This window comes from Pantoea sp. MHSD4, assembly GCF_021043305.1.
Lineage (GTDB): Bacteria > Pseudomonadota > Gammaproteobacteria > Enterobacterales > Enterobacteriaceae > Pantoea > Pantoea eucalypti.
The window spans coordinates 579,603-604,757 of sequence record NZ_JAJNDH010000002.1 but is presented as its reverse complement, the minus strand read 5'-3'; the positions used below and the strand labels follow the sequence as shown (position 1 = coordinate 604,757).

General features: G+C 54.0%; 27 protein-coding genes and 2 tRNA genes. 16 read left to right on the top strand and 13 right to left on the bottom strand.

Annotation, left to right across the window (positions count from 1 at the left end):
• Positions 1 to 23: 23 nt before the first annotated feature.
• The 3 genes from LQK91_RS09630 to LQK91_RS09620 form a co-directional block, all read right to left on the bottom strand.
• Complete coding sequence (locus LQK91_RS09630) at positions 24 to 635, bottom strand: acyl-homoserine-lactone synthase (protein ID WP_105099331.1); 612 nt, start codon at positions 633 to 635, stop codon at positions 24 to 26.
• Positions 636 to 757: 122 nt separating this feature from the next.
• Positions 758 to 1,480 carry a transcriptional regulator SdiA gene (gene sdiA / locus LQK91_RS09625; RefSeq protein ID WP_003849987.1) on the bottom strand — a complete coding sequence of 241 codons (723 nt, stop codon included), beginning with the start codon at positions 1,478 to 1,480 and terminating at the stop codon, positions 758 to 760.
• A 1,146-nt stretch (positions 1,481 to 2,626) separates the two neighbouring features.
• Entirely contained in the window at positions 2,627 to 3,322 is a 696-nt protein-coding gene (locus LQK91_RS09620) for an extensin family protein (protein WP_105099332.1), read from the bottom strand.
• Between the two features lie 285 nt (positions 3,323 to 3,607).
• Here LQK91_RS09620 and cycA point away from each other — a divergent pair, with 285 nt between their 5' ends.
• Positions 3,608 to 5,002 carry a D-serine/D-alanine/glycine transporter gene (gene cycA / locus LQK91_RS09615; RefSeq protein ID WP_003849989.1) on the top strand — a complete coding sequence of 465 codons (1,395 nt, stop codon included), beginning with the start codon at positions 3,608 to 3,610 and terminating at the stop codon, positions 5,000 to 5,002.
• A 44-nt stretch (positions 5,003 to 5,046) separates the two neighbouring features.
• On the opposite strand, the gene LQK91_RS09610 is transcribed toward cycA, so the two are convergent.
• Positions 5,047 to 6,021, bottom strand: a complete 975-nt coding sequence (locus LQK91_RS09610; RefSeq protein ID WP_003849990.1) for a metal-dependent hydrolase — start codon at positions 6,019 to 6,021, stop codon at positions 5,047 to 5,049.
• A 38-nt stretch (positions 6,022 to 6,059) separates the two neighbouring features.
• Positions 6,060 to 6,695 carry an HTH-type transcriptional regulator RutR gene (rutR, locus tag LQK91_RS09605; protein WP_003849991.1) on the bottom strand — a complete coding sequence of 212 codons (636 nt, stop codon included), beginning with the start codon at positions 6,693 to 6,695 and terminating at the stop codon, positions 6,060 to 6,062.
• Positions 6,696 to 7,001: 306 nt separating this feature from the next.
• Here rutR and rutA point away from each other — a divergent pair, with 306 nt between their 5' ends.
• The 6 genes from rutA to rutG are packed head-to-tail and all read left to right on the top strand — an operon-like array spanning position 7,002 to position 11,941.
• Positions 7,002 to 8,093, top strand: a complete 1,092-nt coding sequence (rutA, locus tag LQK91_RS09600) for a pyrimidine utilization protein A (protein WP_003849992.1) — start codon at positions 7,002 to 7,004, stop codon at positions 8,091 to 8,093.
• Positions 8,093 to 8,806 (top strand): pyrimidine utilization protein B, encoded by a 714-nt coding sequence (rutB, locus tag LQK91_RS09595; protein ID WP_033761869.1) that lies wholly within the window; start codon positions 8,093 to 8,095, stop codon positions 8,804 to 8,806. The genes rutA and rutB overlap by 1 nt, the downstream gene beginning before the upstream one ends.
• 20 nt (positions 8,807 to 8,826) lie before the next feature.
• Positions 8,827 to 9,222 carry a pyrimidine utilization protein C gene (gene rutC / locus LQK91_RS09590; protein ID WP_003849994.1) on the top strand — a complete coding sequence of 132 codons (396 nt, stop codon included), beginning with the start codon at positions 8,827 to 8,829 and terminating at the stop codon, positions 9,220 to 9,222.
• Positions 9,222 to 10,031 (top strand): pyrimidine utilization protein D, encoded by an 810-nt coding sequence (gene rutD / locus LQK91_RS09585; protein ID WP_003849995.1) that lies wholly within the window; start codon positions 9,222 to 9,224, stop codon positions 10,029 to 10,031. Before rutC ends, rutD begins: the two co-directional genes overlap by 1 nt.
• 19 nt (positions 10,032 to 10,050) lie before the next feature.
• Positions 10,051 to 10,566, top strand: a complete 516-nt coding sequence (gene rutF, locus LQK91_RS09580) for an NADH-dependent FMN reductase RutF (RefSeq protein WP_003849996.1) — start codon at positions 10,051 to 10,053, stop codon at positions 10,564 to 10,566.
• 46 nt (positions 10,567 to 10,612) lie between these two features.
• Positions 10,613 to 11,941, top strand: a complete 1,329-nt coding sequence (gene rutG / locus LQK91_RS09575) for a pyrimidine utilization transport protein G (protein ID WP_008925887.1) — start codon at positions 10,613 to 10,615, stop codon at positions 11,939 to 11,941.
• Here the strand turns inward: rutG and LQK91_RS09570 are convergent, their stop codons facing one another.
• Both LQK91_RS09570 and LQK91_RS09565 read right to left on the bottom strand, forming a co-directional pair.
• A complete protein-coding gene (locus LQK91_RS09570) occupies positions 11,942 to 12,856 on the bottom strand; it encodes a DMT family transporter (protein ID WP_003850000.1) in 915 nt (304 codons plus the stop codon). It abuts the gene before it with no gap.
• 97 nt (positions 12,857 to 12,953) lie between these two features.
• The gene (locus LQK91_RS09565; protein WP_003850002.1) at positions 12,954 to 13,127 is read right to left on the bottom strand and encodes a general stress protein; all 174 of its coding nucleotides are present in this window, start codon (positions 13,125 to 13,127) and stop codon (positions 12,954 to 12,956) included.
• 293 nt (positions 13,128 to 13,420) lie between these two features.
• On the opposite strand from LQK91_RS09565, the gene wrbA reads away from it, so the two are divergent.
• Genes wrbA through LQK91_RS09550 form a run of 3 tightly spaced genes read left to right on the top strand, consistent with a single transcriptional unit; the run spans position 13,421 to position 15,698 of the window.
• Entirely contained in the window at positions 13,421 to 14,020 is a 600-nt protein-coding gene (wrbA, locus tag LQK91_RS09560; protein ID WP_003850004.1) for an NAD(P)H:quinone oxidoreductase, read from the top strand.
• 19 nt (positions 14,021 to 14,039) lie between these two features.
• Entirely contained in the window at positions 14,040 to 14,270 is a 231-nt protein-coding gene (locus tag LQK91_RS09555; RefSeq protein ID WP_003850006.1) for a YccJ family protein, read from the top strand.
• 54 nt (positions 14,271 to 14,324) lie between these two features.
• Positions 14,325 to 15,698 carry an NAD-dependent succinate-semialdehyde dehydrogenase gene (locus tag LQK91_RS09550; RefSeq protein ID WP_003850009.1) on the top strand — a complete coding sequence of 458 codons (1,374 nt, stop codon included), beginning with the start codon at positions 14,325 to 14,327 and terminating at the stop codon, positions 15,696 to 15,698.
• Positions 15,699 to 15,764: 66 nt separating this feature from the next.
• On the opposite strand, the gene agp is transcribed toward LQK91_RS09550, so the two are convergent.
• From agp to LQK91_RS09535, 3 genes are all read right to left on the bottom strand, one after another.
• Complete coding sequence (gene agp, locus LQK91_RS09545) at positions 15,765 to 17,420, bottom strand: bifunctional glucose-1-phosphatase/inositol phosphatase (RefSeq protein WP_105099333.1); 1,656 nt, start codon at positions 17,418 to 17,420, stop codon at positions 15,765 to 15,767.
• A gap of 270 nt (positions 17,421 to 17,690) precedes the next feature.
• Positions 17,691 to 17,778, bottom strand: a tRNA-Ser gene (locus LQK91_RS09540).
• A gap of 68 nt (positions 17,779 to 17,846) precedes the next feature.
• Positions 17,847 to 17,934, bottom strand: a tRNA-Ser gene (locus tag LQK91_RS09535).
• Positions 17,935 to 18,169: 235 nt separating this feature from the next.
• On the opposite strand from LQK91_RS09535, the gene yccA reads away from it, so the two are divergent.
• The gene (gene yccA, locus LQK91_RS09530; RefSeq protein WP_003850014.1) at positions 18,170 to 18,823 is read left to right on the top strand and encodes an FtsH protease modulator YccA; all 654 of its coding nucleotides are present in this window, start codon (positions 18,170 to 18,172) and stop codon (positions 18,821 to 18,823) included.
• Between the two features lie 105 nt (positions 18,824 to 18,928).
• The gene (gene tusE / locus LQK91_RS09525) at positions 18,929 to 19,255 is read left to right on the top strand and encodes a sulfurtransferase TusE (protein WP_003850016.1); all 327 of its coding nucleotides are present in this window, start codon (positions 18,929 to 18,931) and stop codon (positions 19,253 to 19,255) included.
• Here the strand turns inward: tusE and yccX are convergent, their stop codons facing one another.
• Positions 19,256 to 19,534, bottom strand: coding sequence for an acylphosphatase (gene yccX, locus LQK91_RS09520; protein WP_003850019.1), 279 nt, complete (start codon positions 19,532 to 19,534; stop codon positions 19,256 to 19,258).
• A gap of 85 nt (positions 19,535 to 19,619) precedes the next feature.
• Between yccX and rlmI the strand changes: the two genes are divergently transcribed.
• Both rlmI and hspQ read left to right on the top strand, forming a co-directional pair.
• Positions 19,620 to 20,810 (top strand): 23S rRNA (cytosine(1962)-C(5))-methyltransferase RlmI, encoded by a 1,191-nt coding sequence (gene rlmI / locus LQK91_RS09515; protein ID WP_003850021.1) that lies wholly within the window; start codon positions 19,620 to 19,622, stop codon positions 20,808 to 20,810.
• 73 nt (positions 20,811 to 20,883) lie between these two features.
• A complete protein-coding gene (gene hspQ, locus LQK91_RS09510) occupies positions 20,884 to 21,201 on the top strand; it encodes a heat shock protein HspQ (RefSeq protein ID WP_010246651.1) in 318 nt (105 codons plus the stop codon).
• A 33-nt stretch (positions 21,202 to 21,234) separates the two neighbouring features.
• Here the strand turns inward: hspQ and LQK91_RS09505 are convergent, their stop codons facing one another.
• A complete protein-coding gene (locus LQK91_RS09505; RefSeq protein WP_003850025.1) occupies positions 21,235 to 21,648 on the bottom strand; it encodes a CoA-binding protein in 414 nt (137 codons plus the stop codon).
• Between the two features lie 176 nt (positions 21,649 to 21,824).
• On the opposite strand from LQK91_RS09505, the gene LQK91_RS09500 reads away from it, so the two are divergent.
• Both LQK91_RS09500 and mgsA read left to right on the top strand, forming a co-directional pair.
• A complete protein-coding gene (locus LQK91_RS09500) occupies positions 21,825 to 22,466 on the top strand; it encodes a YccT family protein (protein WP_008925883.1) in 642 nt (213 codons plus the stop codon).
• Between the two features lie 69 nt (positions 22,467 to 22,535).
• Positions 22,536 to 22,994 (top strand): methylglyoxal synthase, encoded by a 459-nt coding sequence (gene mgsA / locus LQK91_RS09495; protein WP_003850029.1) that lies wholly within the window; start codon positions 22,536 to 22,538, stop codon positions 22,992 to 22,994.
• A gap of 1 nt (position 22,995) precedes the next feature.
• Here the strand turns inward: mgsA and helD are convergent, their stop codons facing one another.
• On the bottom strand, positions 22,996 to 25,050 hold the full coding sequence (gene helD / locus LQK91_RS09490; protein WP_105099334.1) for a DNA helicase IV: 2,055 nt from the start codon (positions 25,048 to 25,050) through the stop codon (positions 22,996 to 22,998).
• Positions 25,051 to 25,155 lie beyond the last annotated feature (105 nt).

Here is a 25,155-nt window from a genome sequence, read left to right as displayed (position 1 = left end):
CCCCAGTGGCGGGGGCATATACGCTAACTGTGCGCCTGCCAGTTAACGGAAACGCCCAGCGTTGGCAGTACCTCTTCCGGACTGAAACGCCTTGTTCCCCGATACTTCTCTGCCAGCGCTGGCTGTTCCACCGGAATCCTGATCGCAAACAGATTATCTGCTGACAGAATAAGTCCCGGCGTAAGCGGTTCATACACCACCCCATGCTGTTCAAACATCTTTTCCAGCATCGGCGTTGCCGAACTAATGATGTACTCCATGCCATTGAGTTCTGCCATCTGCACCGCGTGCCAGAGAATATTCAGCGGCAGTTCGGCGTCGACCTCCAGCCGGGCCGAGAAGCGCGACATTTCCCACACTCTCTCATGGCTGAAAGGCAGCACAATGCCTTCGCTCTGCTCAGGTTCAAACCAGGGCATCAGACGTGCACAGCCGCTGATTCCTTCACGCGCATTCCATGCGATCAACCAGGTCACATCTGAACGATCATAGCGATCATATTCCTGTCCTGGCGTACTCAGACGGGGCGGTATTGACCACCCTTCGCCGCGCGCAAAGACGCTGTAACGGTAGCTGCCGAGTTCGGCAAGCAACGAGGATGGCATATCCTTTAATTGCGTTTGCACTATTTTCATCATGCGCCTCTGACATCCCCATTTTTACAATGATTTCTTTGCGCCAGCCTGACACAGTCCCGGCGCAGGGTAGACAACAGACCTGTACAAAGGAACTGCCAAATGTAGCAGTTGTTTTATGTTCAAATCAGTCCGATTGCTGCTGCGTAGCAGGCAATCTGCGTTTTATTGGAAACATTGAAACGCTTTTGCATATTTTTTTGGTGAAAATTAACGGTATGTTCAGAGATGGATAAAATAAGAGAAATTTCGACCGCCGTTTTTCCTTCACCCGTCCATTTCAGAATTTCCAGCTCACGCTGACTAAACTCTTTTTTCAGTACCATCATTGCATCATCGCTAAAGCGTTCCAGCGTATCCAGGCTTAGTTCCGCTAAAAGGTGCAGTTTTACTTCAAGCTCTTCGTGGCAGAGCTTGAGAGGAATGGGCTGTTGCGATGATATAGATAATATACCAAGCGCGCGATTTGGTGCCATTGCAGAGCAAGAAAATCCGCTCTGCAGCCCATACTCTCTTGCCTCACGCCACAGATTGCCGGCACCAGCGAACATTTCTTCTGTCCACATCAACCCTCTTCCCGGTCGCTGACACAGCGAGAGTACTGGATCGACAGCGTAATAATTCTGCTTCTCATAACGTTTAACCCATAATTTGGGATAGGTGCTATGCAGATGAATACGCGGCCGGCTAAAGGGCACCGGATGCTGAATCAAAAAAGCGAAATAATCGAAACCTAATGACTCAGTAAATTGTTGCAATAATGGCTTCAAATCAGAACATGCCATTAATGCCTGAAATTGTTGTTTCACCTCACTTCGCCAGGCGAAATAATTTTCAGTACTCATATTGCCTCAACGTTAATTTCACTCGCTCTTGCGGAAATATTCATTCGGATTCATCGGATAAATTAAATTAGCATAAGTCATTTAATTCATCGTCAGGGATGAACCCGTCGCCCTGCGGGGCCAATTAACCTTTCACCTTGTGAGCGGAGTGAAAAAGCTTGCTGGCAATGGTAATGTGAGGTCGATCACAGCAATTTCTATCACCCCATGAGAATAAGATTTTTCTGATAGGATTTCAATCCCCGTTGTCGGGCATCACTTTATCATTTGCCAGTAATTTCAGATAAAGATATTCAATAACGCGTCACATCGCTGAGTAAATAACGAGTAAACAATGTGTTAAATAGCGATTATAAGCGAGACGGCAGGCCTGGTTGACTGACATATTTTTCATCAGGAAATAAGCGCGGCTTAGTTATTGTCGCCTTAAGTCCAGGCACTGGCAGCCAGTTATGTGGCTGTTTTACTCATCTTCACGACAGACTCCCGGCTTCCGGCAGGTATTCAGCAGGTCATGATGGCACATCTACCTTCATTTTTTGCCTCTCTTCGTCAGGCCTGGCCATGCGCTGTTAATAAGAACATTCTGCTCATGCATTGCATGGCGATATTCTCTTCTGAACCCTTCCCATCACGGCAGGACTTTTCTGTTTATCTGCCCTCACTAAGCCCTGGCCGGGAAAATCAGCTTCACTCCTTTCCCGGTGTCAATAATGCTATAGCACAAAACACTATTTATAGCATCTGTACATCAATTACTGATTCTCTTTTAATCAATTAAATCACTTTATCGATAGCCATAAACCGGAACCACATAAAATAGATTTACTGAATAAAAATCGCCCATCACGCTTAAGACAAATTCATATTAATACGATTATTCTTACAAGTAAGATCGTGAAAAAATTTCATTATAACGTGGAGCCTGTTAGCACCATCGATGCTGAAAAATCGCGCAATCCATTAATCCCGCAGGCGTAGATTTATTTTAAATAATGGACCTGAAAAAGGCGCTTTTTCGGCACCCTAATCTGTCGTCAGGCTAAATCCCGTGTGATTCGGGTTCTGCGATGAAAACTGGGTGGGTTTTGCAAACGCTGTCAGAACATTCCTTAACCAAACACGGTATTAATCCCGTCTGATGATTTATCGGCAGTACCCTGCTCCTCGCATACCCAGATGAAAATGTGAGGCATGTGCGGCATTGTAATCCGGGCCGAGCGCATTGCCGAACACCTCACAGCCGCCACGCCACAACGTATGTAACATCGCCGCCTTTTCTTCTGGCTGTTGCCAGTGACGACTGACCTCAAGCCGCTGACCATCAGCCAGCTGAAAGCCTGTGACATCCCACGCATCGGCGGTGGCATGCTCGCTAAGCCGCCCTTGTGTGCGGTGATAGATGTTACGACAGGCATAGCTGCCGACATGCGTAATTCGTACCAGCGGACTGTGCATATCCCTGGCGGTCTGTTCACGACTGTGAAGCGCATACATCGTACTGGCGACCGCCATAGGGCAACTGGCGAGAAAACTGCTGCTGAGGCTGATCGGACCGAATTTCTGGATCCTCAGCGGATGAGTAAGCGGGCATTTACCTGTTACGGCCGGACGCTCAGTGAAACTGACCCAACCCGCCTGTTGAGCACGACGCATCACGTCCAGACATTCGTCCGGATCGCTGGCCAGCCTTTTCATCTTAATCTGCGTCATCCAGCCCGGCGGGTCGGTGACAGAGAGCGGTGTAAACGGATTGAACTGCGGCGGCAGATGCTGCTTAAGCCAGGGTAAGCTGCCCCACCCCAGCGCGATTAACAGCAGAAACAGGATAAGCGTACGCATAGTCCCCTGTGCAGCATGATGATAAGCAAAAAAAAAGTGTAGGGGCAAAAAACCCTTTACGCCGTCTGCCTGACATTACGTGATGAATCATTACTCAGACTGACGCAGTAATAACCAGAATGACCCGCTGCCACCGTCATTGCGCCTGACCGGTATCACATCAGGTAAAAAATTGTTACCGGCTTTGGGGTGACTTCCTCTATCTTATCCGACTTGCCCTCAGGCAGATGCCTTAACTAACAGCCAGCAGAGCTGACACAACATCAAGACAGGAAAGACAATTCTATGGTTGATCAATCTAAAGAAACCGCACGCACCCAGGATGCGCCTGATAAATTACAGCGCAACCTGCACAACCGTCACATCCAGCTAATCGCCATCGGTGGCGCTATCGGCACCGGCCTGTTTATGGGTTCCGGTAAAACCATCAGTCTGGCCGGTCCCTCGATCATTTTTGTCTACATGATTATCGGCTTTATGCTGTTCTTTGTGATGCGCGCCATGGGGGAGTTGCTGCTCTCCAACCTTGAGTACAAATCTTTTAGTGATTTTGCGGCTGACCTGCTTGGTCCGTGGGCGGGATATTTTACTGGCTGGACTTACTGGTTTTGTTGGGTGGTGACAGGCATCGCTGACGTGGTGGCCATCAGCGCCTATTTCCAGCTCTGGTTTCCGGGCTTCTCAATCTGGATGAGCGCTCTGCTCTGCGTAGTGGTTTTTCTGGCGCTGAACATTGCCACCGTCAAGCTGTTTGGCGAAATGGAGTTCTGGTTCGCAATCATTAAAATCGTCGCCATTGTGGCGCTGATCGTGACCGGGATTGTGCTGGTGTCTGTTCACTATCCTTCACCGGGTGGCGGCACGGCGGCACTGAGCAACATCTGGGATCACGGCGGGATGTTCCCGAAAGGTCTCAGCGGCTTCTTTGCCGGGTTTCAGATTGCGGTGTTTGCCTTCGTCGGTATTGAACTGGTGGGCACGGCAGCAGCTGAAACCCACGATCCGCATAAAGTCTTACCGCGTGCTATCAATGCGATTCCACTCAGGGTGATCATGTTCTACGTGCTGGCGCTGATGGTCATTATGGCGGTAACGCCGTGGACCCAGGTCATGGCCGATCGCAGTCCGTTTGTTGAGATGTTCGTCCTGATTGGTCTGCCCGCTGCGGCAAGTATCGTCAACTTTGTGGTGCTGACCTCTGCCGCCTCTTCAGCCAACAGCGGTATCTTCTCCACCAGCCGTATGCTCTATGGCCTGTCGCAGCAGGGTGTCGCCAGTCGCGCGTTTGGCCGGCTTTCCGCCCGCGCGGTCCCTACCACGGGTCTGTTTTTCTCCTGTCTCTGCCTGCTGATTGGCGTAGCGTTGATCTATTTGATCCCGGATGTCATGAAGGTCTTTACGCTGGTGACGACCGTCTCCGCCATCCTGTTTATGTTCGTCTGGACCATCATTCTGTGCAGCTACCTGGCCTACCGTAAAAAGCATCCGCAGCGCCATGCGGAGTCGGCCTTTAAGATGCCGCTCGGCAAATTCATGTGCTGGGTTTGCATGGCCTTCTTCGCCTTTGTGCTGGTGCTGCTGACGCTACAGGAAGATACGCGCCAGGCGCTGATGGTTACGCCACTCTGGTTTGCCCTGCTGGGTGTGGGCTGGATGCTGCGTAATCGTCGCAGCCGCTAATCGGTAACAGCATGGAAAAAGCCCGGTCATCTGACCGGGCTTTTTTACAGGCGCTCGCCAAGTGACGAGAAAATGGCGGATAAAGAGGGGCGTTCATAAGGTAAACGCTGTGGCCGTGCATCGGGATGCTGAGGCGAGCCCAGACCAAAGGTGAACGTATAGCTATCGCCTTCGCCCATACGAAGGTCGGCAATTGTCGTCTCTCCATCCTGTTCACGCAGGGCGTAAAAACCGTGGCTGAACCAGGCGACACGTTCTGCATACCAGCTGCCCCGAAAAGCGTCAAACAGCTCAGGATGCCGCGGATACCATGTCACCTGCAGGGGACGCGACGGCGAGAGCAGTGACCAGTAAGCTTCGCCGTAGCGTTCCGGCGTCATAATCACGCTGCGCCAGACCAGCGTATTAAACGCAGTGGGCGTTACCAGCACGTGATTAGCCGCAATCCCCTGTGTCGTCAGCGACGCCCGAATTTGCCAGCCTGCCACGCCCTGAATCACCACGCTCCAGACCAGATACAGTGTACTTAGCGTCAGTCCGACACGGTTACCGCGGATGCCTTTGTCACCGCGACGCCAGAGCGCAACGCCCAGCCCTGTCAGCAGTGGAAATGTATAAAGGGGATCAACGATATAAATACTGCCGATGGCATAGGGATAATCGGTGAGTGGCAGACCAAGCTGGGTACCATAAACCGTCATCAAATCAAGCAGCGGATGGGTAATCAGAGCCAGCCAGATCGCAGGCCACCATGCCAGCCACTTCACCCGCTGACGACACAGTGCTGCTACGAGCCAGGCAATCAGTGGCGATGCCAGCGTAAGCCAGAGCAACGCATGCGTTTCTGTGCGATGCAGCGTCATGTTGCGTATCGCATCGCCGTGGTCAATAAACACATCCAGATCGGGTAAGGTGCCGCAGACACCGCCCACCAGCGCGGCCTGCCAGATCGGCGCCCGTCGTCCCATCACGGCAACACTGACTGAGGCACCCAGTACGAACTGCGAAACAGAATCCATTAATTCACTCCGTTACCGAACGATGAATGTGGCCCGATTTAGCGTACGCGAATCCCTTCAATGATCATGCGCTGAACATTATCAACAGCCTGGTCGAAAAACGCCGGATCGCTGAGTGTCTGACCGGTGACAGCCTCAACCTGGGTAGCAAAATCGGCGTAATGCTGTGTGGTGGCCCATAGCATAAAGATCAGATGCTGCGGCTGAACGCCTGCCAGCCGTCCCTCATCAATCCAGCGTTCAATAATGGCCGCCTTGTCATCCACCAGTTGCTTGAGATCGCCCGCCAGCTCACCTTTCAGCAGCGGTGCGCCCTGCAGCATCTCCAGACAGAACAGCCGCGAAGCCTGAGGATGATCGCGCGACACTTCCAGCTTCAGCCGGATGTAGCGCCGAATAGCGACGAGCGGATCCTGATCGTGGGCCAGGGCACGCAACGGCGCCAGCCAGACATCCAGAATCTGCTTAAGCACCGCCACATAAAGCACTTCTTTTGAGGGAAAATAGTAGAGCAGATTGGTTTTAGAGACATCGGCCAGCTCAGCCACCTTATCAAGGCTGGTGCCGTGAATGCCAAACTGTGAAAAGAATGTTAACGCCGCTTCCAGTATAGCGGCCCGCTTCGCTGCAACCGCACGCGATCGACGCGTTGGTTTTTTTTCATCGGTATTCACAGGTTTACCTCATCCATCTGGTGTCAGCGCATCATAGCAAAGGGATTCATTGCTGCCCAATCCACGACCTGCACCTTTTTTGCCCAGGTTGCATGTAAAACGTGCAGCGAATTTTGACCAGATGGTCCGAAATGGACCAGTGACTCCACTTACCTCTTTCGGGTTAAATTTAACTCATTGTTATTTAAAACAATAAAAAATGTGGCACACAGTTTGCAGAATTGTGACTGAGCGCAGCCCACAAGGACGTAGCAGGATGCAGTGCAGCGCGTGAAATACCTTTCCCCCATCGCAACGAGGTTTCACATGAAGATAGGCGTCTTTATTCCGATTGGTAACAATGGCTGGCTGATTTCATCCAATGCGCCGCAGTACATGCCAACGTTTGAACTGAACAAAGCCATTGTGCTGAAAGCAGAGCATTACCATTTCGACTTTGCGCTCTCGATGATCAAACTGCGCGGCTTTGGCGGTAAAACAGAATTCTGGGATCATAACCTGGAGTCATTCACGCTGATGGCAGGCCTGGCTGCTGTCACGTCACGTATTGAGATCTATGCCACTGCGGCCACCCTGACGCTGCCTCCGGCCATTGTGGCGCGCATGGCGTCCACCATTGATTCCATTTCAGGCGGTCGTTTCGGTGTCAACCTGGTAACCGGCTGGCAGAAACCAGAATATGAACAAATGGGAATGTGGCCTGGCGATGAGTACTTTGGCAGCCGTTATTCTTATCTGACCGAGTACGTTACCGTGCTGCGTGACCTGTGGGGCACCGGAAAATCGGACTTTAAAGGTGAGTTCTTCACCATGAACGACTGCCGCGTCAGTCCGCAGCCACAGCGCCCGATGAAAGTTATCTGCGCCGGACAGAGCGATGCCGGCATGGCCTTCTCTGCTCAGCACGCCGATTACAACTTCTGCTTCGGCAAAGGTGTGAACACCCCTTCTGCATTCAGCTCGACCTCGATTCGCATGAAGCAGGCCGCTGAAAAAGCGGGTCGCGATGTCGGCTCCTATGTACTGTTTATGATCATTGCTGCCGAAACAGACGAAGAAGCGCGGGCTAAGTGGGAACACTACAAAGCGGGAGCGGATGAAGAGGCGCTTTCATGGCTTACCACCCAGAGTCAGCAGGACACCAAATCGGGCAGTGACACCAATGTACGTCAGATGGCGGATCCGACCTCAGCGGTCAATATCAATATGGGCACCCTGGTCGGTTCATACGCAAACGTAGCGCGGATGCTGGATGAAGTGGCGCAGGTAGAAGGCACGCACGGCGTGCTGCTGACCTTTGATGATTTCCTGGAAGGTATCGAAAACTTCGGTCAGCACATTCAGCCACTGATGACCTGTCGCAGCGCCCTGCTTGATGCACAGCAGGAGGTGGCATGATGAGTACCGTTTATTGCGCCCATACTCAGGCGCTTCATCAGGTCGAACTGCCTGCCCGTCCAGAGCCGATCGCCTTTCCGCCAGGTCAGACAGCACTGATTGTCGTAGATATGCAGAATGCCTACGCCACTGAAGGAGGCTACCTCGATCTGGCCGGATTCGATGTGTCTGCCACGAAACCGGTGATTGCGAAAATTCATCAGGCGGTGACCGCGGCCCGTGCCGCTGGCGTTCAAATCATCTGGTTCCAGAACGGCTGGGACAGTGACTATGTTGAAGCGGGTGATGCCGGTTCCCCTAACTTCCACAAATCGAATGCGCTAAAAACCATGCGCAAACGGCCTGAACTGCAGGGCACGCTGCTGTCGAAGGGCGGCTGGGATTACGCGCTGGTGGATGAACTGGTGCCGCAGCCGGGTGACATTGTGCTGCCAAAATCGCGCTACAGCGGTTTCTATAACACCTCACTGGACAGCACGCTGCGCAGTCGCGGGATCCGGCATCTGATTTTCACCGGCATCGCCACCAACGTCTGTGTCGAATCGACACTACGCGACGGCTTCTTCCTGGAATATTTCGGTGTGGTGCTGGAAGACGCCACCTACCAGGCGGGTCCGCCCTTTGCACAGCAGGCGGCCCTGTTCAATATCGAAACCTTTTTTGGCTGGGTATCGGATGTCGATACCTTCTGCGAAAGCCTGAATACCCGCTAATCAACTAAAAGGACGTCACTATGCCGAAAAGTATCATTGTTCCGCCAGGCACCACCACACCTATCGCCCCGTTTGTCCCCGGCACGCTGGCGGATGGCGTGGTCTATGTCTCAGGTACGTTGCCGTTTGATGGTGACAACAATGTCGTCCATGTGGGTGACGCCGCCGCGCAGACCCGCCACGTGCTGGACACGATTAAAAAGGTGATTGAGACCGCCGGTGGCAGCATGGCTGATGTGACTTTTAACTCGATCTTCATCACCGACTGGTCGAATTACGCCGCGGTGAATGAGGTTTACGCCGAATACTTCCCGGGTGAAAAACCGGCACGTTTCTGCATTCAGTGCGGACTGGTCAAGCCTGACGCGCTGATTGAAATCGCCAGCGTGGCGCACATCGGCAAACCGGAGGTCTGATGCAGCTGGATTTTCTGGGTCTGCAAAACCCTGAGGCACCGACGCTGGTGCTCTCTTCGGGTCTGGGCGGGGTGGCGGGTTTCTGGCAGCCACAGCTGGCGGCACTGACCGCACGCTATCGGGTCGTGCTCTATGACCAGCGCGGGACCGGTCGCAGCGCGGAGAGTTTACCGGAAGGTTACAGCATGGCGATGATGGCCGCAGAGCTGGCCGAGGCGCTGGCGCAGCACGGCATCCTGCGCTTCAGCCTGATCGGTCACGCGCTGGGCGGTCTGGTGGGGATGCAGCTGGCGCTGGATTATCCGGATCGGATTGAAAGGATCGTGGTAATTAACGGCTGGCTGACACTGCATCCGCATACCCGCCGCTGCTTCCAGGTACGGCAGGATCTGCTGCTCAATGTCGGCGTCGAGGCTTTTGTTCGTGCTCAGCCGCTGTTTCTCTATCCTGCGGAGTGGATGGCAGAGCATCAGACGCGGCTGGAGCAGGAGGATAGCCATCACATCACCCATTTTCAGGGGATGGAAAACCTGATGCGTCGGCTGCACGCCCTGATGAGCGCCGATTTCAGCGTACGGGCCGCCGCCATTCCGCAGCCGGTGCTGGTGATTGCCAGCCAGGACGATCTGCTGGTGCCGTGGAGCTGCTCAACCGAGCTGGCCGCGACGCTGCCGAATGCCACTGAACAGATGATGGCCTGGGGCGGCCACGCCATGAGCGTCACCGACCCTGAAAAATTTAATGCCCTGCTGCTGCAGTGGCTGGATCAGACTGATGACGTGCAGCCGCTGCAGCGCGTCGCAGGATAACCCTTTCGCGGAGAACACTATGAGCCTGGAAACCCTTACCCCAGCCGTTGAGAAAACTGAGTTTCGTAATGCGATGTCGCGGCTGGGTGCTGCGGTCAACATCATTACCACTGAAGGACCGGCTGGCCGCGCAGGCTTTACCGCTTCTGCTGTGTGCAGCGTCACTGATTCGCCACCGACGCTGCTGGTCTGCCTGAATCGCTCTGCCTCGGTTTACTCTGTATTCCGCGAAAACATGCAGCTCTGCGTCAACACGCTGGCTGCAGGACACGAAACGCTTTCCAATCTTTTCGGCGGAAAAACGCCAATGGCTGATCGTTTCATTGCGGCTGAGTGGTCAACGGCCGTGACCGGATCGCCGGTACTGAGCGGCGCGGTGGCCTCCTTTGACTGTCGTATCACGCAGATTGTCAGCGTCGGTACGCATGACACGCTGTTCTGTGAAGTCGTGGGCCTGGTTCGTAACGATGATACCCACGGCCTGGCATGGTTTGACCGGGGATATCATCCCCTGATGCGGCAGGATGCCTGTTAACACTTCCCTGTAACCCACCGGCATTCATCACGCTCTGGAGTAGACGATGGCACGATCCTGGTTTCCGCAATGGCAAAAGAAGTCGGCACTAACAGAAAACGGTATTATCGCCCCGGATGAGACACTCCCTCTGGGACAAACGCTGGTGCTGGGTTTACAGCATGCGGTGGCGATGTTTGGCGCAACGGTGCTGATGCCGCTGCTGATGGGGCTGGATCCCAATCTGGCGATTCTGGTCTCGGGTATTGGCACGCTGCTGTTCTTCTTTATTACCGGCGGTCGGGTACCCAGTTATCTTGGGTCAAGCGCCGCCTTTGTTGGCGTGGTGATTGCGGTAACCGGCTTCAGTGGTCAGGGACTGAATCCAAATCTCAGCGTGGCGCTGGGCGGTGTCATCGCCTGTGGCGTTCTTTACACGCTGATTGGGCTGGTGGTAATGAAGTCAGGCACGCGCTGGATCGAAAACCTGATGCCGCCGGTAGTGACAGGCGCGGTGGTGATGGCGATCGGGCTGAATCTGGCTCCAATCGCGGTTCACAGCGTCTCTGCCTCTTCATTCGACAGCTGGGTCGCGGTGATGACCGTGCTCTGTATCGGTCTGGTGGCGGTGTTTACCCACGGGATGATTCAGCGTCTGCTGATTCTGGTCGGCCTGATTCTGGCGTGGGCGATCTATGCGATTCTGACCAACGGTCTCGGACTGGGCAAACCGGTCGATTTTACGATGCTGTCACAGGCTGCCTGGTTTGGCCTGCCGCACACCACCGCACCCACTTTTGATCTGCAGGCGATGGTGCTGATTGCGCCGGTGGCGATCATTCTGGTGGCTGAAAACCTCGGGCATCTGAAAGCGGTGGCGGGCATGACCGGCCGTAACCTCGATCCTTACATGGGACGTGCTTTTGTCGGGGATGGACTGGCCACCATGCTCTCTGGTTCGATCGGCGGAAGTGGCGTGACGACCTATGCCGAGAATATTGGCGTGATGGCCGTGACTAAAGTCTACTCCACGCTGGCATTTGTTGCGGCGGCCATCATCGCTATCCTCGCCGGTTTCTCGCCGAAGTTTGGTGCGCTGATCCACACCATTCCGGCCCCGGTAATTGGCGGCGCATCCATTGTGGTGTTCGGACTGATTGCGGTGGCAGGCGCACGCATCTGGGTGCAGAACCATGTTGATTTAGGTCAGAACAGCAACCTGATTATGGTCGCTACCACGCTGGTTCTTGGTGCAGGGGATTTCGCGCTGAAAATCGGCTCTTTCACACTTGGTGGAATCGGTACCGCCACGTTTGGCGCGATTATCCTGAATGCCATTCTGCGACGCCGCAGTGGGGCATCGCAGGAAAAGCCGCTTGCGCGGCAGCAGGGTTAACTACTCCAGCGGTGTGGCTACAGGCTGCACCGCTTTTTTTCGTTTCAGCCGCAGTTCACTGACGATCACCCCGCAGACGATCAGCGCCCCACCCAGCAACGCCAGAGCAGGCAGACGCTCACCCGCAATACGTCCTACTACACCAGCCCATACTGGCTCTCCGGCATAAATTACCGTGGCACGGGTTGGCGAAACGCTGCGTTGCGCCCAGTTCATGGTGACCTGAATCAGCGCACTGGCCGCACCCAGTCCCAGAGCACTGAGCAGCAGTGGTGTTGATATTGCGGGCACCGTCTCGCCATTGGGGACCATCAAAACAAAGGCAGACACAGACGCCACCGCCAGCTGGATCAACGTCACGCGGCGCACATCGACCTTGCCGGCATAACGACTGATCAGAATGATCTCGGCGGCAATTGCCAGCGTGCTGAGCAGCGTCGCTATTTCACCGGCATTCAGGCTAATACGGCCATCCTGCGGCCCGGCCACCAGCAGTAATCCGGTAAACGCCAGCACAATCCCCAGCCATGACATGATGCCCGGCGGACGGCGTAAAAACAGCCACTGTAGCAACGGCACCACCGGAACATAAAGTGCGGTAAGGAAAGCAGATTGACTGCTGGAGATGGTCTGCATTCCCCAGGTCTGCAGGCCATAGCCACCGGCGATCGACAGGCCTATCAGCGTGCCCGCTTTCACCTCCAGCCAGGTCATGCCCACCAGATACCGCCGGAAAAAAAAGGCCAGCAGTAGCGCGGCGGTGGCAAAACGCAGGCCAACAAAGAAGAATGGACCAGAGTGCTGCATCGCCCGATGCACCACCAGAAAGGTGCCGCCCCAGATCATGGTGATAAAAAGTAATACCAGCTCCTGCCGCGTCAGGCGCAGGGTTAAACCGCGGGGTGTGTCCGACATAATTCACCTGATGATGTGTCCGGACGATATTGTGGGGAGAGCGAGGAGGAAAAGCAACGACGTTCACCGCCGGTAAGCGCCGGCGGTGAACGTCAGGTTATGCGTCCGCTTTTTTAGGGCTGCTGCGTCCCCCTTTCTCACCGGCGCGTGCTGCGCGCTGCGGATCATTTTTAAAATTACCGCCGCTGTTTTTTCCGCCTTTACGTCCCGCTTCAGCGGCACGCTCACGGTTTTCAGCAAAATTTCCTGAACCTCCACGATGTGCTGTCATGATTTGCTCCTTTCGCGTAGTGCGATTAATAAAGAACTAAAAGCAGAAGGCTGAATTCCGAAACCAGCCCATGCTTAAATAATAGCCAGACTCTGCATAAACTCATCCAGCAGTCACATTTCGCAACAGAGTAATCACCAGTAATTTGCTTAAAGAACGAACATTACGCCGGTTTATCACCGATTATCTGCAGGATTATTGCCCGATTCATTCGCCACGATGTCTGTATCGCCTGCGTAAAACAAAAGCTCTTCTATACTTTTTCTGGACGTCAAAACCACCTGGAGAGATTTATGGCCAAGATTCTGGTGCTCTACTACTCGATGTACGGACATATTGAAACAATGGCGAACGCAGTTGCAGAAGGCGCTCGTCGGGTTCCCGGCGCGGAAGTGGATATCCTGCGGGTACCAGAAACAATGGAGGCCGATCGCTTTGCACAGGTGGGCGGCAAAACCAATCAGCAGGCTGCAGAAGCTTCGCCTGAGATGCTGCCGCACTATGACGCAATTATCGTCGGTACCCCGACCCGCTTTGGCAACATGGCCGGGCAGATGCGGACGTTCTGGGATCGCACTGGCGGTCTCTGGGCATCGGGTGCACTGTTTGGCAAGGTTGCCAGTGTCTTTACCTCAACCGGTACTGGCGGCGGTCAGGAACAGACTATTACGTCAGTCTGGACCACTCTGGCCCATCACGGCATGGTCATCGTTCCTATCGGCTACGGAACCAAAGAGCTGTTTGATATTTCTCAGGTTCGTGGTGGCACACCCTATGGTGCGACCACGCTGGCGGGCGGCGATGGCTCGCGTCAGCCTACAGAGGCGGAACTCAATATTGCCCGTTTTCAGGGTGAACATGTTGCCGGACTGACTGTGAAACTGCAGGACTGATTTAATCAAGGAGAAAAGTATGTCTACTGAACAATCGAAAGCACATCACGTTGGCGAATGGGCAAGTTTGCGTCATACCTCCCCTGAAATTGCCGAGGCCATTTTCGAAGTGGCGAATTACGATGAAAGACTGGCAGAAGAGATCTGGCGTCAGCAAGGCAGCGACGATGTGCTCATTCGCGCCTTTGAAAAGACCGATAAAGATCTCCTGACCTGGGATGATAAGCCCGTAGAACGTAAGAACGTCTGATTCAGGGGCGGGAATTTCCCGCCCTCACTTTTTTAGCTCACCAAGGAGTACGTTATGTCTTCCTATCAAAGCATTAATCCCGCAAACAATGAATTGATGAAAAGCTGGCCTTCACATGATGAATCGGCTGTCAGCCATGCGCTGGACGTGGCCGATCGTCTTTTCCACTCGTCATGGAGCAAAGGTGAAATTCAGCCACGTCTGCAGGTATTGAAAAAACTGGCTGACCTGATTGATAGCCGCGCGGAAGAGCTGGCGACCATCGCCAGTAAAGAGATGGGTAAACTGATTGGCCAGAGTCGTGGCGAAGTGAAAATCTGTTCACAGATTGCCCGCTACTACGCAGAGCATGCCGAACGTATTCTGCAGCCGCAGGCCTATCCCAGCGAACTGGGCGAGGCCTGGGTTGAGTATCATCCGATTGGCGTGTTAGTTGCCGTCGAGCCTTGGAACTTCCCTTACTATCAGCTGATGCGCGTACTGGCACCTAATCTGGCGCTGGGCAACCCTGTGCTGGCGAAACATGCCAATATTGTGCCGCATTGTGCCGATGTGTTTGAAAAACTGGTTCGTGAAGCAGGTGCACCTGAAGGGGCCTGGACTAACCTGTTTATATCAAACGAGCAGGTTGCCGATCTGATTGCTGACGATCGCGTGCAGGGTGTTGCCCTGACCGGTTCAGAGCGCGCAGGCAGCGCCGTTGCTGAGCAGGCTGGTAAGTATCTTAAGAAATCGACGCTGGAACTGGGCGGCAATGATGTGTTTGTAGTGCTGGATGATGCGGATCTTGACGAAGCCGTGCGTCAGGGCGTGCAGGCACGTCTCAGCAATTGCGGTCAGGTCTGTACCGCCGCAAAACGCTTTATTTTACATGAGAAAATTGCCGATCGCTTTATCAGCCAGTTCAGTGCTGCGCTGAGTTCTGCAACGCTGGGCGATCCGCTGGATGAGAAAACCACACTTGGCCCGCTCTCTTCTGCTGATGCACGTGACCGCCTGGTGAAACAGGTCGATGAAGCGGTCGCTAATGGCGCAACACTGGTGACAGGCGGTAAAGCGGCAGAGGGCGCGGGTTGCTTCTATCAGCCAACCATTCTCACTGGCATCACCCCGGATAATCCTGCTTATTATCAGGAGTTCTTCGGTCCTGTGGCGCAGGTTTATGTCGTCGGCGACGATAATGCAGCTGTGGCGCTGGCAAACGACTCGCACTACGGTCTGGGTGGCTCAGTCTGGACGCGGGATACGGCTCGCGGTCGTAAACTGGCTTCCGCCATTGAAACCGGGATGGTGTTTATCAACTCGCAGAGCGACACCTCAGCGGAACTGCCTTTTGGTGGTGTGAAACGTTCAGGCTATGGCCGTGAACTCTCTGATCTGGGTATCAAAGAGTTTGCTAACCAGAAACTGGTCGTTGTGGCGGGTTAATCGCCCTGCAGCCATAAAAAAACCCCGTTTCGACGGGGTTTTTTATTATGGGTCGCTACAGCGCAATTACTGCGTTGCCGCTGACTTTGATTCGTCGTTGTGCACTGTGGCAGGCTTATTCGCAGCGTTAGCCTGGTCAGCTTTCGCGTCACTGGCTGAGGCTGCTTTGTCTTCCTTCGCTTTCTCAGCAGCGGCTTTATCCGCTTTTGCCTTTTCAGCAGCGGCTTTTTCCGCTGCCGCTTTATCCGCTTTAGCCTTCTCAGATGCTTCTTTATCCGCTTTTGCTTTCTCAGCAGCCGCTTTATCTGCTTCAGACTTCTCAGCGGCAGCTTTGTCGGCTTCAGCTTTCGCTTTGGCTGCGGTCGCTTTATCCGCTTCAGCTTTATCAGCAGCAGCGTCATTCGTCGCTGCGGCTTTTGCGCTGTCGTCGTCAGACTGTGCTGCCGGTTGTGGTACCGCCGCAGGTTGCATTGGCGTGCCCTGCAGCGCAGCATTCAGCGCCTGAGCGAACTGATCCCAGCTGCAATAGCCGTTTGCATCCGTCTCACAACCCGCCAGTTGCAGCGTAACGCGCTTCGGTGGGTTTTTCAGATTCAGCACGTCAGCGTTGCGCAGCTGATCGGCCGTCTGATAGACATACTCGACTTTGAGCAGGTCTTTATCCGTTTTCGCATCATGCCAGCGTTCGAAAACAACCTGGCCGCCAATCGGCGTTTTTTCGTAAGTATCAGGCAGCTCATAAGGTTTGACCTGCAACGCGCTCAGCAGCGAGGCGATATTCGAGTCATGACCCACCATCAGCGTGATTTTCGGCGCGTTGGCTTTGTCCTGATCCACTAACTGACTGCGGATGTAATCCACCAGTGGGGCCGCCACTTCACGGGAAACGTCCGGGCTGGTGAACAGGGCGTCCTGATAACCATTTTTAATGGCTGACAGCTCTTTCCACTGTTCAGGCGTCTTGATCTGGCCCCATGCAACCTGATCCAGCGGGAATCCTTCATAATACTGCAGCGTAAACGCATCCATCAGGGAGTTACCCACTTTCAGCGGGCCACTGACAGTCGGCTCTTTACCGTTTTCAGCGCTGAAGGTGTTCTGGCCGCTGCTGAGATCGCACTGCTTTTTATTGTTGCAGGCAGGCGATGCTTTATAGTCGACAATCTTTTCCAGGCGCTGGAAAGCAGGTTTCAGCGACAGTTTTTCATTTGCTGCGGTCATCGCGGCCAGTGCTTTCTTATTGAAAGCATCGCTGCCATCGGTGATGACCGGATTAAAGATAGGATCCATGGAGCCCATTTCATCCTGGTGTGTGACCGCGACGTCACAGCCTGGGAAGGCACCATTAACAAAGAACTGAGCCGTCGCAACGGTGCGTTGCAGGCTGTTAGCGTAGACAAAGACGTTATTACTGTCAGGACAGCTGCCGTTCTTCACCAGGCCCTGCTGTGCCAGCCACTGACGGGTGTAATTACCCATGTAAACTTCCAGCACGCCACCTTTGGTGGTCAGCTGTCCGCCAGGAACATCCCACTGCGGCCAGCTTTTTTTGGTGGACTGTTCCAGCACGCTGCCATTATCGGCCAGTGGCGCACGCAGATTGTGACGACTCAACATCAGCACCTGTTGCAGCTGCATGTCACCCTCAGCAGCAAATGCTACCGTTCCGACCGGCAATGCAGCGAGCACTGACAATGCGCAAAGACTCAGTTTCTTGATCATTGTGCCTATTCCATTTATTCAGTAAAGAAACACTCTGGCTATCAACCGATTAGCTCGCCTCAGAGCGAAGTAATCAACAGTGTAACTCAGCTCGCCTCGGAAAAGCGCCAGATGTTTGCAAAAACAGTGAGTGGACTATAGCAGAGATGCATCGAACAGATGAATGCGCAGCCGCGCGTCAGCAGCAGAGACGTGGTTTTTCGGACTGGAGGAAGAAGCTGGAAAGTCAGAAACGAAACAGGCCAGCACGGAGTGCTGGCCTGTAAAATGTGGCGGAGGAGGAGAGATTCGAACTCTCGGATGGTTTCCCATCGGCGGTTTTCAAGACCGCTGCCTTAAGCCGCTCGGCCACCCCTCCGTTTTGAAACTGTACTGCATCGGCAAAACTATTGATTTTTACCGCTTTATTGCCCGTGGCAGATAAAGTGGCGGAGGAGGAGAGATTCGAACTCTCGGATGGTTTCCCATCGGCGGTTTTCAAGACCGCTGCCTTAAGCCGCTCGGCCACCCCTCCGCAATGACGCGCACTATAAACACCCCGTTTAGGGATGTAAAGCATCTATCTGTTTATTCGCCTGAAAAACAGCCAGATTGTGATTTTTTGGTGTCAAAATCGCCACTCTGCTCAAACAATTAGCAGATTAGCGCGTAAAGAAGGGTAAAACGCCTTTTCCCTCTTTAATGGGCTGCGTATTCTCGGCACATATTTAACGATCTGCTTATTAGTGTTCTGCTTAAAGGAGCGCAACATGGAAAGAATTGTCACCTCATCGCAGTCGTCACTGCTTTCAACGCACAGAGTTCTGCGCAATACCTATTTTCTGCTTGGGCTGACTCTGGCCTTTTCGGCGGTTACAGCTACCGCCAGCACCCTGCTTGCCTTGCCTGCGCCGGGCCTGATCCTGATGCTGGTCGGCTTCTATGGTTTGATGTTTTTAACCTACCGCCTGGCTAACAGCCCGATGGGTATTCTTGCCGCGTTTGCGTTTACCGGCTTCCTGGGATACTGCCTGGGCCCTATTCTGAGCTCCTTCTTAACCGCAGGCATGGGCGACGTGATCGCACTGGCGCTGGGCGGTACGGCGCTGGTGTTCTTCTGCTGTTCTGCCTACGTGCTGACAACCCGTCGTGATATGTCCTTCCTGGGTGGCATGATGATGGCAGGTTTTGTGGTACTGCTGGTTGCGGTGGTCGCCAACATCTTCCTGCAGTTGCCTGCCTTGCATCTGGCTATCAGCGCCCTGTTTATTCTGTTTTCAGCCGGTGCGATTTTGTGGGAAACCAGCAACATCATTCATGGTGGCGAAACCAACTACATCCGCGCGACGGTCAGCCTCTATGTTTCGTTGTATAACATCTTCGTCAGCCTGCTTAGCCTGCTGGGTTTCGCCCGCAGCAACTAACCGGCAATGACAGTCGGCCTGTAAAACCCCGCTTCGGCGGGGTTTTTGCTTTTACTGCCTGCCAGGTTTGCTAAACTGCGCCGTCATTTACAGAGAGGAGATCACGTGAATTTTAACGGTAACGAAATCGCCGTCGATGCCGAAGGCTATCTGAAGAGTACCGACGACTGGAGTGAAGCGCTGGCGGCACACATTGCTGAGCGGGAAGGCCTCACCATGACCGAAGCACACTGGGAAGTGGTCCATTTTGTGCGCGCGTTTTATCTGGAATTTAATACCTCACCCGCCGTGCGGATGCTGGTAAAGGCAATGGCGAAGAAATACGGGGAAGAGAAAGGCAACAGCCGCTACCTCTTCCGCCTGTTTCCTGAAGGGCCGGCTAAACAGGCAACGAAAATTGCCGGCCTGCCTAAACCGGCAAAGTGTCTGTGATTAACCGGTTGTAAAATCGCGGGGTGGCTCTGCGGGCTGGTGCGGTTCCACCAGCACCTTATCAACGCGCGCACTGCGGGGCCCGCCCGCTTTAAGCCAGGCGATTAGCGCTTCGACCTTCTCCGCGTCGCCCCAGGCCAGCACCTCGACGCTGCCGTCATCCAGATTCCGCGCGTAGCCCAGCACGCCCAGCGTCCTGGCTTCTGCCTGCGTACTGTAACGAAACCCGACGCCCTGGACGCGGCCATGAACCCATGCTTTAAAACAGGCTGCTGACATTATTCTCTCCTGCTGCTGTTCGTTGCAATTTCCCGTTATCCACCGGACAATGGCGCCTCATTTTTTCAGGTAAGCATAGCAAACTATGACAGTCAGATTGATTCTCGCAAAGGGACGTGAAAAGTCCCTGCTCCGTCGCCATCCATGGGTCTTTTCAGGTGCCGTTGCACGTCTGGAAGGTAAAGCACAACGGGGTGAAACCCTTGACGTTTGTGACAGCAACGGCAAATGGCTGGCTCGCGCCGCATATTCACCCGAGTCGCAGATTCGCGCCCGCGTCTGGAGCTGGCAGGCCGATGAATCCATCGATATCGCTTTCTTTGTCCGCCGTTTCGAACAGGCGCAGCAGTGGCGTAAATGGCTGGCGGCCCGTGATGGTCTGGACAGTTATCGCCTGATTGCCGGTGAGTCTGATAATTTGCCCGGCGTCACTATTGATCGTTTTGGCAACTTTTTAGTAATGCAGCTGCTCTCGGCTGGCGCGGAATATCAGCGTGCGGCGATTATCACCGCCCTCCAGCAGTGTTTCCCTGGCTGCGCCATCTATGACCGTTCTGACGTCGCCGTACGCAAGAAAGAAGGTCTGGAGCTGACACAAGGCCCCGTCACCGGTGAACTGCCACCGCCCCTGCTGCCGATCACAGAACATGGCATGAAGCTGCTGGTTGATATCCAGGGCGGCCATAAAACGGGCTATTACCTTGATCAGCGTGACAGTCGTCTTGCTACGCGTCGTTATGCACAGGATGCACGTGTACTGAACTGCTTCTCTTACACAGGCGGATTCGCTGTTTCTGCGCTGATGGGTGGGTGTAAAGAAGTCATCAGTGTGGATACCTCTCAGGAAGCGCTGGACGTAGCCCGTCAGAACGTTGAACTGAATGAGCTGGATCTTTCTCGCGCCCGTTTTGAGCGTGATGATGTGTTCAAACTGCTGCGCCGCTATCGTGACAGTGGCGAGAAATTTGATCTGATCATTATGGATCCGCCCAAATTCGTCGAAAACAAAAGCCAGTTAATGGGTGCCTGTCGCGGCTATAAAGATATTAATATGCTTGCCATTCAGTTACTGAATCCGGGCGGGGTCCTGATGACCTTCTCCTGCTCCGGTCTGATGGCTACCGAACTGTTCCAGAAGATTATTGCCGATGCCGCGCTGGATGCGGGACGCGAAGTGCAGTTTATCGAACAGTTCCGTCAGGCAGCGGATCATCCGGTCATCGCCAGCTATCCGGAAGGCCTCTATCTGAAAGGTTTTGCCTGCCGCGTGATGTGACTTGAAAAATGGGCTCCTGACCCCATATTGGTAAGAGAGCTTTTTTTCGGAGGTCACTATGATTGCCAGTAAAATGATTGCCAGTAAATTTGGTATTGGTCAGCAGGTTCGTCATCGTTTGTCCGGCGTACTGGGCGTTATCGTTGATGTCGATCCTGAGTACTCGTTAGACGAGCCTAAAATTGAAGATGTTGGCGCAGAAGAAAAGATGCGTACCGCACCCTGGTATCATGTGGTGATGGAAGATGAGGAAGGCGATCAGGTTCATACCTATGTCGCAGAGATTCAGCTTTCAGGTGAAACCAGCATTGAACATCCTGAGCAACCTTCAATGGATGAGCTCGCTGCATCCGTACGTCAGCAATTGCAGGCACCTCATTTGCGACACTAATCTGTGGCGGCACGCTCTGCCGCCACCCCTGATTTAGCGCGTAATCCCCAGACGTGGAATTTCAATCTTCGGGCAACGATCCATAATGACTGTCATGCCTGCATCCTGAGCCAGCACAGCCGCCTGTTCATTAATCACGCCGAGTTGCAGCCATAATGTCTTTGCCCCGACGGCTATAGCCTCCTGGGCGACACCCCATGCGGCTTCAGAATTGCGGAAGACATCCACCATATCAATCCCGCCGGGTACATCCGCCAGACTGGCATAACCCTGTTGCCCCAGCACTGTTTTCCCTGCAAGTTTCGGGCTGACCGGGATCACGTCATAGCCCTGATCAAGCAGATACTTCATCACACCGTAACTGGGACGTTCGGGGCGATCACTTGCTCCAACTAAGGCGATACGTTGGGTTCGCGTCAGCACGTCACGAATTGTCTGGTCGTTCATGTTTCTCTCCTTTCAGGCCAGCGTAGAGTGTAGATGGGTGCGCTCGTTAACGGGTAAGTCCTGAGCACAATTAATTGAACCCGCGCACGAATAAATATGTTTAAATGTAAATTAACTGCCATAATGTAAGAATTTGCTACACATCCCCTTTCGTGTCATCAGTTACCGGAGTTGAAATGAAGCTGTCGCTGGCTGTAACGGGGTTACTTACACTCCTCGTTTCGGCGTCCTGTTCTGCCATCACATTAAAGCTTGATCCGCAAATCGAGCTACTGGTGCTGGATGGTCGAAAAATTTCAGGCTCGCTCCTCAAAGGAGCTGACAGCCTGGAGCTGGATCGCGGTCAGCATCAGTTTCTGTTCCGGGTAGAGCATCAGCGCAAAGGGCTGAAAGAGAATGTCATTGCCTATCAGTCTCTGCCGATGATTGTCACGTTCACTGCTGTAGCCAAAACCATTACTATTCGGCTGCCCGCGCTGGAGACAAAACGCGAGCGTTATCATTTTGACCGCAGCCTTAACTTCCAGCTGGTGGATGAAAAAGGCACGGAGATTACCAGCGTGCGTGACCACCTGCCGGCCATCACAACCGCCGACATGGAAAAAGCGATGCTGAATTATAACCGCACCCGCCAGATCGCCTCTGTGCCCCGGTTTGCAAATTCCGCTTCTGCTCCCCCCTCTTCCGTCAGGCTTACCGCCGACCTGGACTGGACTTCACAGGCCGAACTGCCCTCGCTGCACCGCTGGTTTCATCGTTTCGATGAAGCGACGCGCCAGCAATTTATGACACTGGTCAAAATGCTACGTACGAGTTGATAGCGTTAATGGGCCAGAGGTAAACTCAGGATCCCTCTCATTGCGCATGAGCCTTATCAGGACGCCTCTATGGAACAGACTGTTCGCACCCTTGGCACCATAAAACATATCGCGCTGGTCGCCCATGACCACTGCAAAGCCGCACTGCTTGACTGGGTTAAACAGAATCAGCCCGCGCTGGAACAACACATCCTCTATGCGACCGGGACGACCGGAAATCTGATTAATCGTGATACCGGCCTGAACGTGACAGCCATGCTGAGCGGCCCGATGGGTGGTGATCAGCAGGTGGGTGCGCTGATTTCAGAAGGAAAAATTGATGCACTGATTTTTTTCTGGGATCCGCTTAACGCCGTGCCACACGATCCGGATGTCAAAGCGCTGCTGCGTCTGGCAACCGTCTGGAATATTCCGGTTGCCACAAATCGCTCCACAGCGGACTTTATTATTCAGTCGCCGCTGTTTGCGCAAAGCCTGGAGATTATGATTCCCGATTATCAGCGCTATCTGGCCGATCGCCTGAAATAACTCAGGCTTTACGCAGTACTGGCACACCGAGCTCGCGGAAGTCATCGACAAACGGTGACGGCGCTGCTTTATCGAACAGCAAAAAGACCTGCTGACGCGCTCGCGTCAGTGCCACATAGGCCAGACGGCGCTCCTCCGCATGCGGGAAAGGTTCGGGCTGCGGTAGTAAGCCCTGTTCAATAACTGACTCGCGGACTTCCGCCGGGAACCCCTCTTTGCCCTGTTGTAATCCCAGCAGAATGACATAATCCGCCTGCTGGCCTTTGCTGGCGTGGATCGTCATAAAGTCCAGATTGAGTTTCGGCCAGCGGGTTCGGGCTTTATCCAGTATGTCTGGCCGCAGATAGTGATAGCGCGCCAGCAGCAGAATACGCTCATCCGGTTGCGCATAACCACTGAGCTTGTTCAGCAGGGCGTCCAGCTGATCCTCTGCCAGCAATGCAATCGATTTCTTATTGCCTTTGGTGACGCTATTCAGTGGTTTTGCCAGCTGTTGAGGATTCTGCTGGATAAAACGATTAGCAATATCGCCAATGCGATCGTTAAAGCGGTAGGTGGTGTCGAGCACGCAACGATCACCCTCACCAAAATAGTGATGGAATGCGGTCGTCAGCGTCATCTCTGCGCCGCTGAAGCGATAGATAGCCTGCCAGTCATCGCCAACCGCAAACAGGGCGGTGCGCTTATTCTGCTGGCGGAGTGCGCTGAGCAAGGCGGCACGCTGAGGTGAAATATCCTGGAACTCATCCACCAGTATGTGTTTCCACGGACTGATAAACCGCCCTTTTTCCAGAACGGCTATTGCCTGATGAATCAGACCCGAAAAGTCGACCGCGCCCTCCTCTTTCAACGCACTCTTCCACGCTTTCAACAACGGTGCCATCAGTTTGATGCGTTTACTGAAGAGATCACGGACCTCTTCCGGCACATCCGCGATCATAGCTGCCTGTGCACCTCCGTGCATGCGCATCAGGCCGAGCCAGCGCTCCAGTCGTGACGCCAGCCGCTTTGCCAGCCTGTCGTCCTCCCAGAAAGGCCCCTCCGGTAATTCCCAATGCAGTTCGTCACGCAGCCACTGACGCCAGCCGTTTGCCATCGCTTTCTTCTCATGGCACTGCTGCTGCCATTCCCGGATCAATAACGCGCGACGCGCATCCGCATCACTCTCCAGCTTGCTGATAACCGGCTGCTTATTGCTGCCTTCACGAATAATATGCAGCGCCAGAGAATGGAAGGTTCGCGCCTGGATGTCATCCGCGGAGAGCCGTGACTGGATACGCTCGTTCATCTCTTTGGCAGCCTCGCGGCCAAATGCCAGTAACAGGATTTGATCGGCGCTGGCCAGCTTGCGCTGCATTAACCAGCCTGCCCGGGCCACCAGCACTGACGTTTTACCGCTACCGGCGCCAGCCAGCACCAGCAATGAATTTTCGCCGTTGACCACCGCCTCACACTGCGACTGATTCAGTGGCGTGCTCTCGACGCTGGCAAAGAATGCCTGATAACGGCTTAACATAGCGGCCGTCCAGTCGCGGTTTCGCTGCTGCAAGGCCGCGTCACCCTGATCCAGCCAGCGCTGACAAAACGCCCAGTTCTCGCGGCAGTCAGCAAACTCTTTTAAGCGGATAAGAGGCATTGGCAACGCATCGAACTGTTTGAGAATTTTTGTTTTCAGCCCCTGCAGTTCGTGGCGGTTGAGCCAGCGATCCTGCGCGCCAAAGGTCTCGATTTCATCATGCAGCGTCTGGAGTACCTCACGGCAGACTGCGCTCATCTCCAGACTCCAGCTCTGCCAGGCCTGCATCAGATAGTGGTGAAAGCGCTGCGTCTCCTGCCATTCCGTTCCGTGCAGCCGAACCACTTTTTCATCGGCCAGCAAAAATTCCAGTTCGCCCCATACCAGCCCACGCTTGCAGGCAATATCCAGTAACTGGTTAAAGGGGATCAGATACTCGTGCTTATCGCCACTGACTTCGACGCCCGCCGCCATCAGGCGGACACGATTATAAGGATGCTGGGCAAGTCGTTTGCCCATCGAGGTTGCTTTCAGTTCCACGCCGACACCAACGTCAGATAACAGGATTAAGGGGAGTTTACCTGTCAGACCCTTAGCGCTCCAGCCTTAAAACAAGCTAAACTTGGCGTCACATCTTGCGGAATG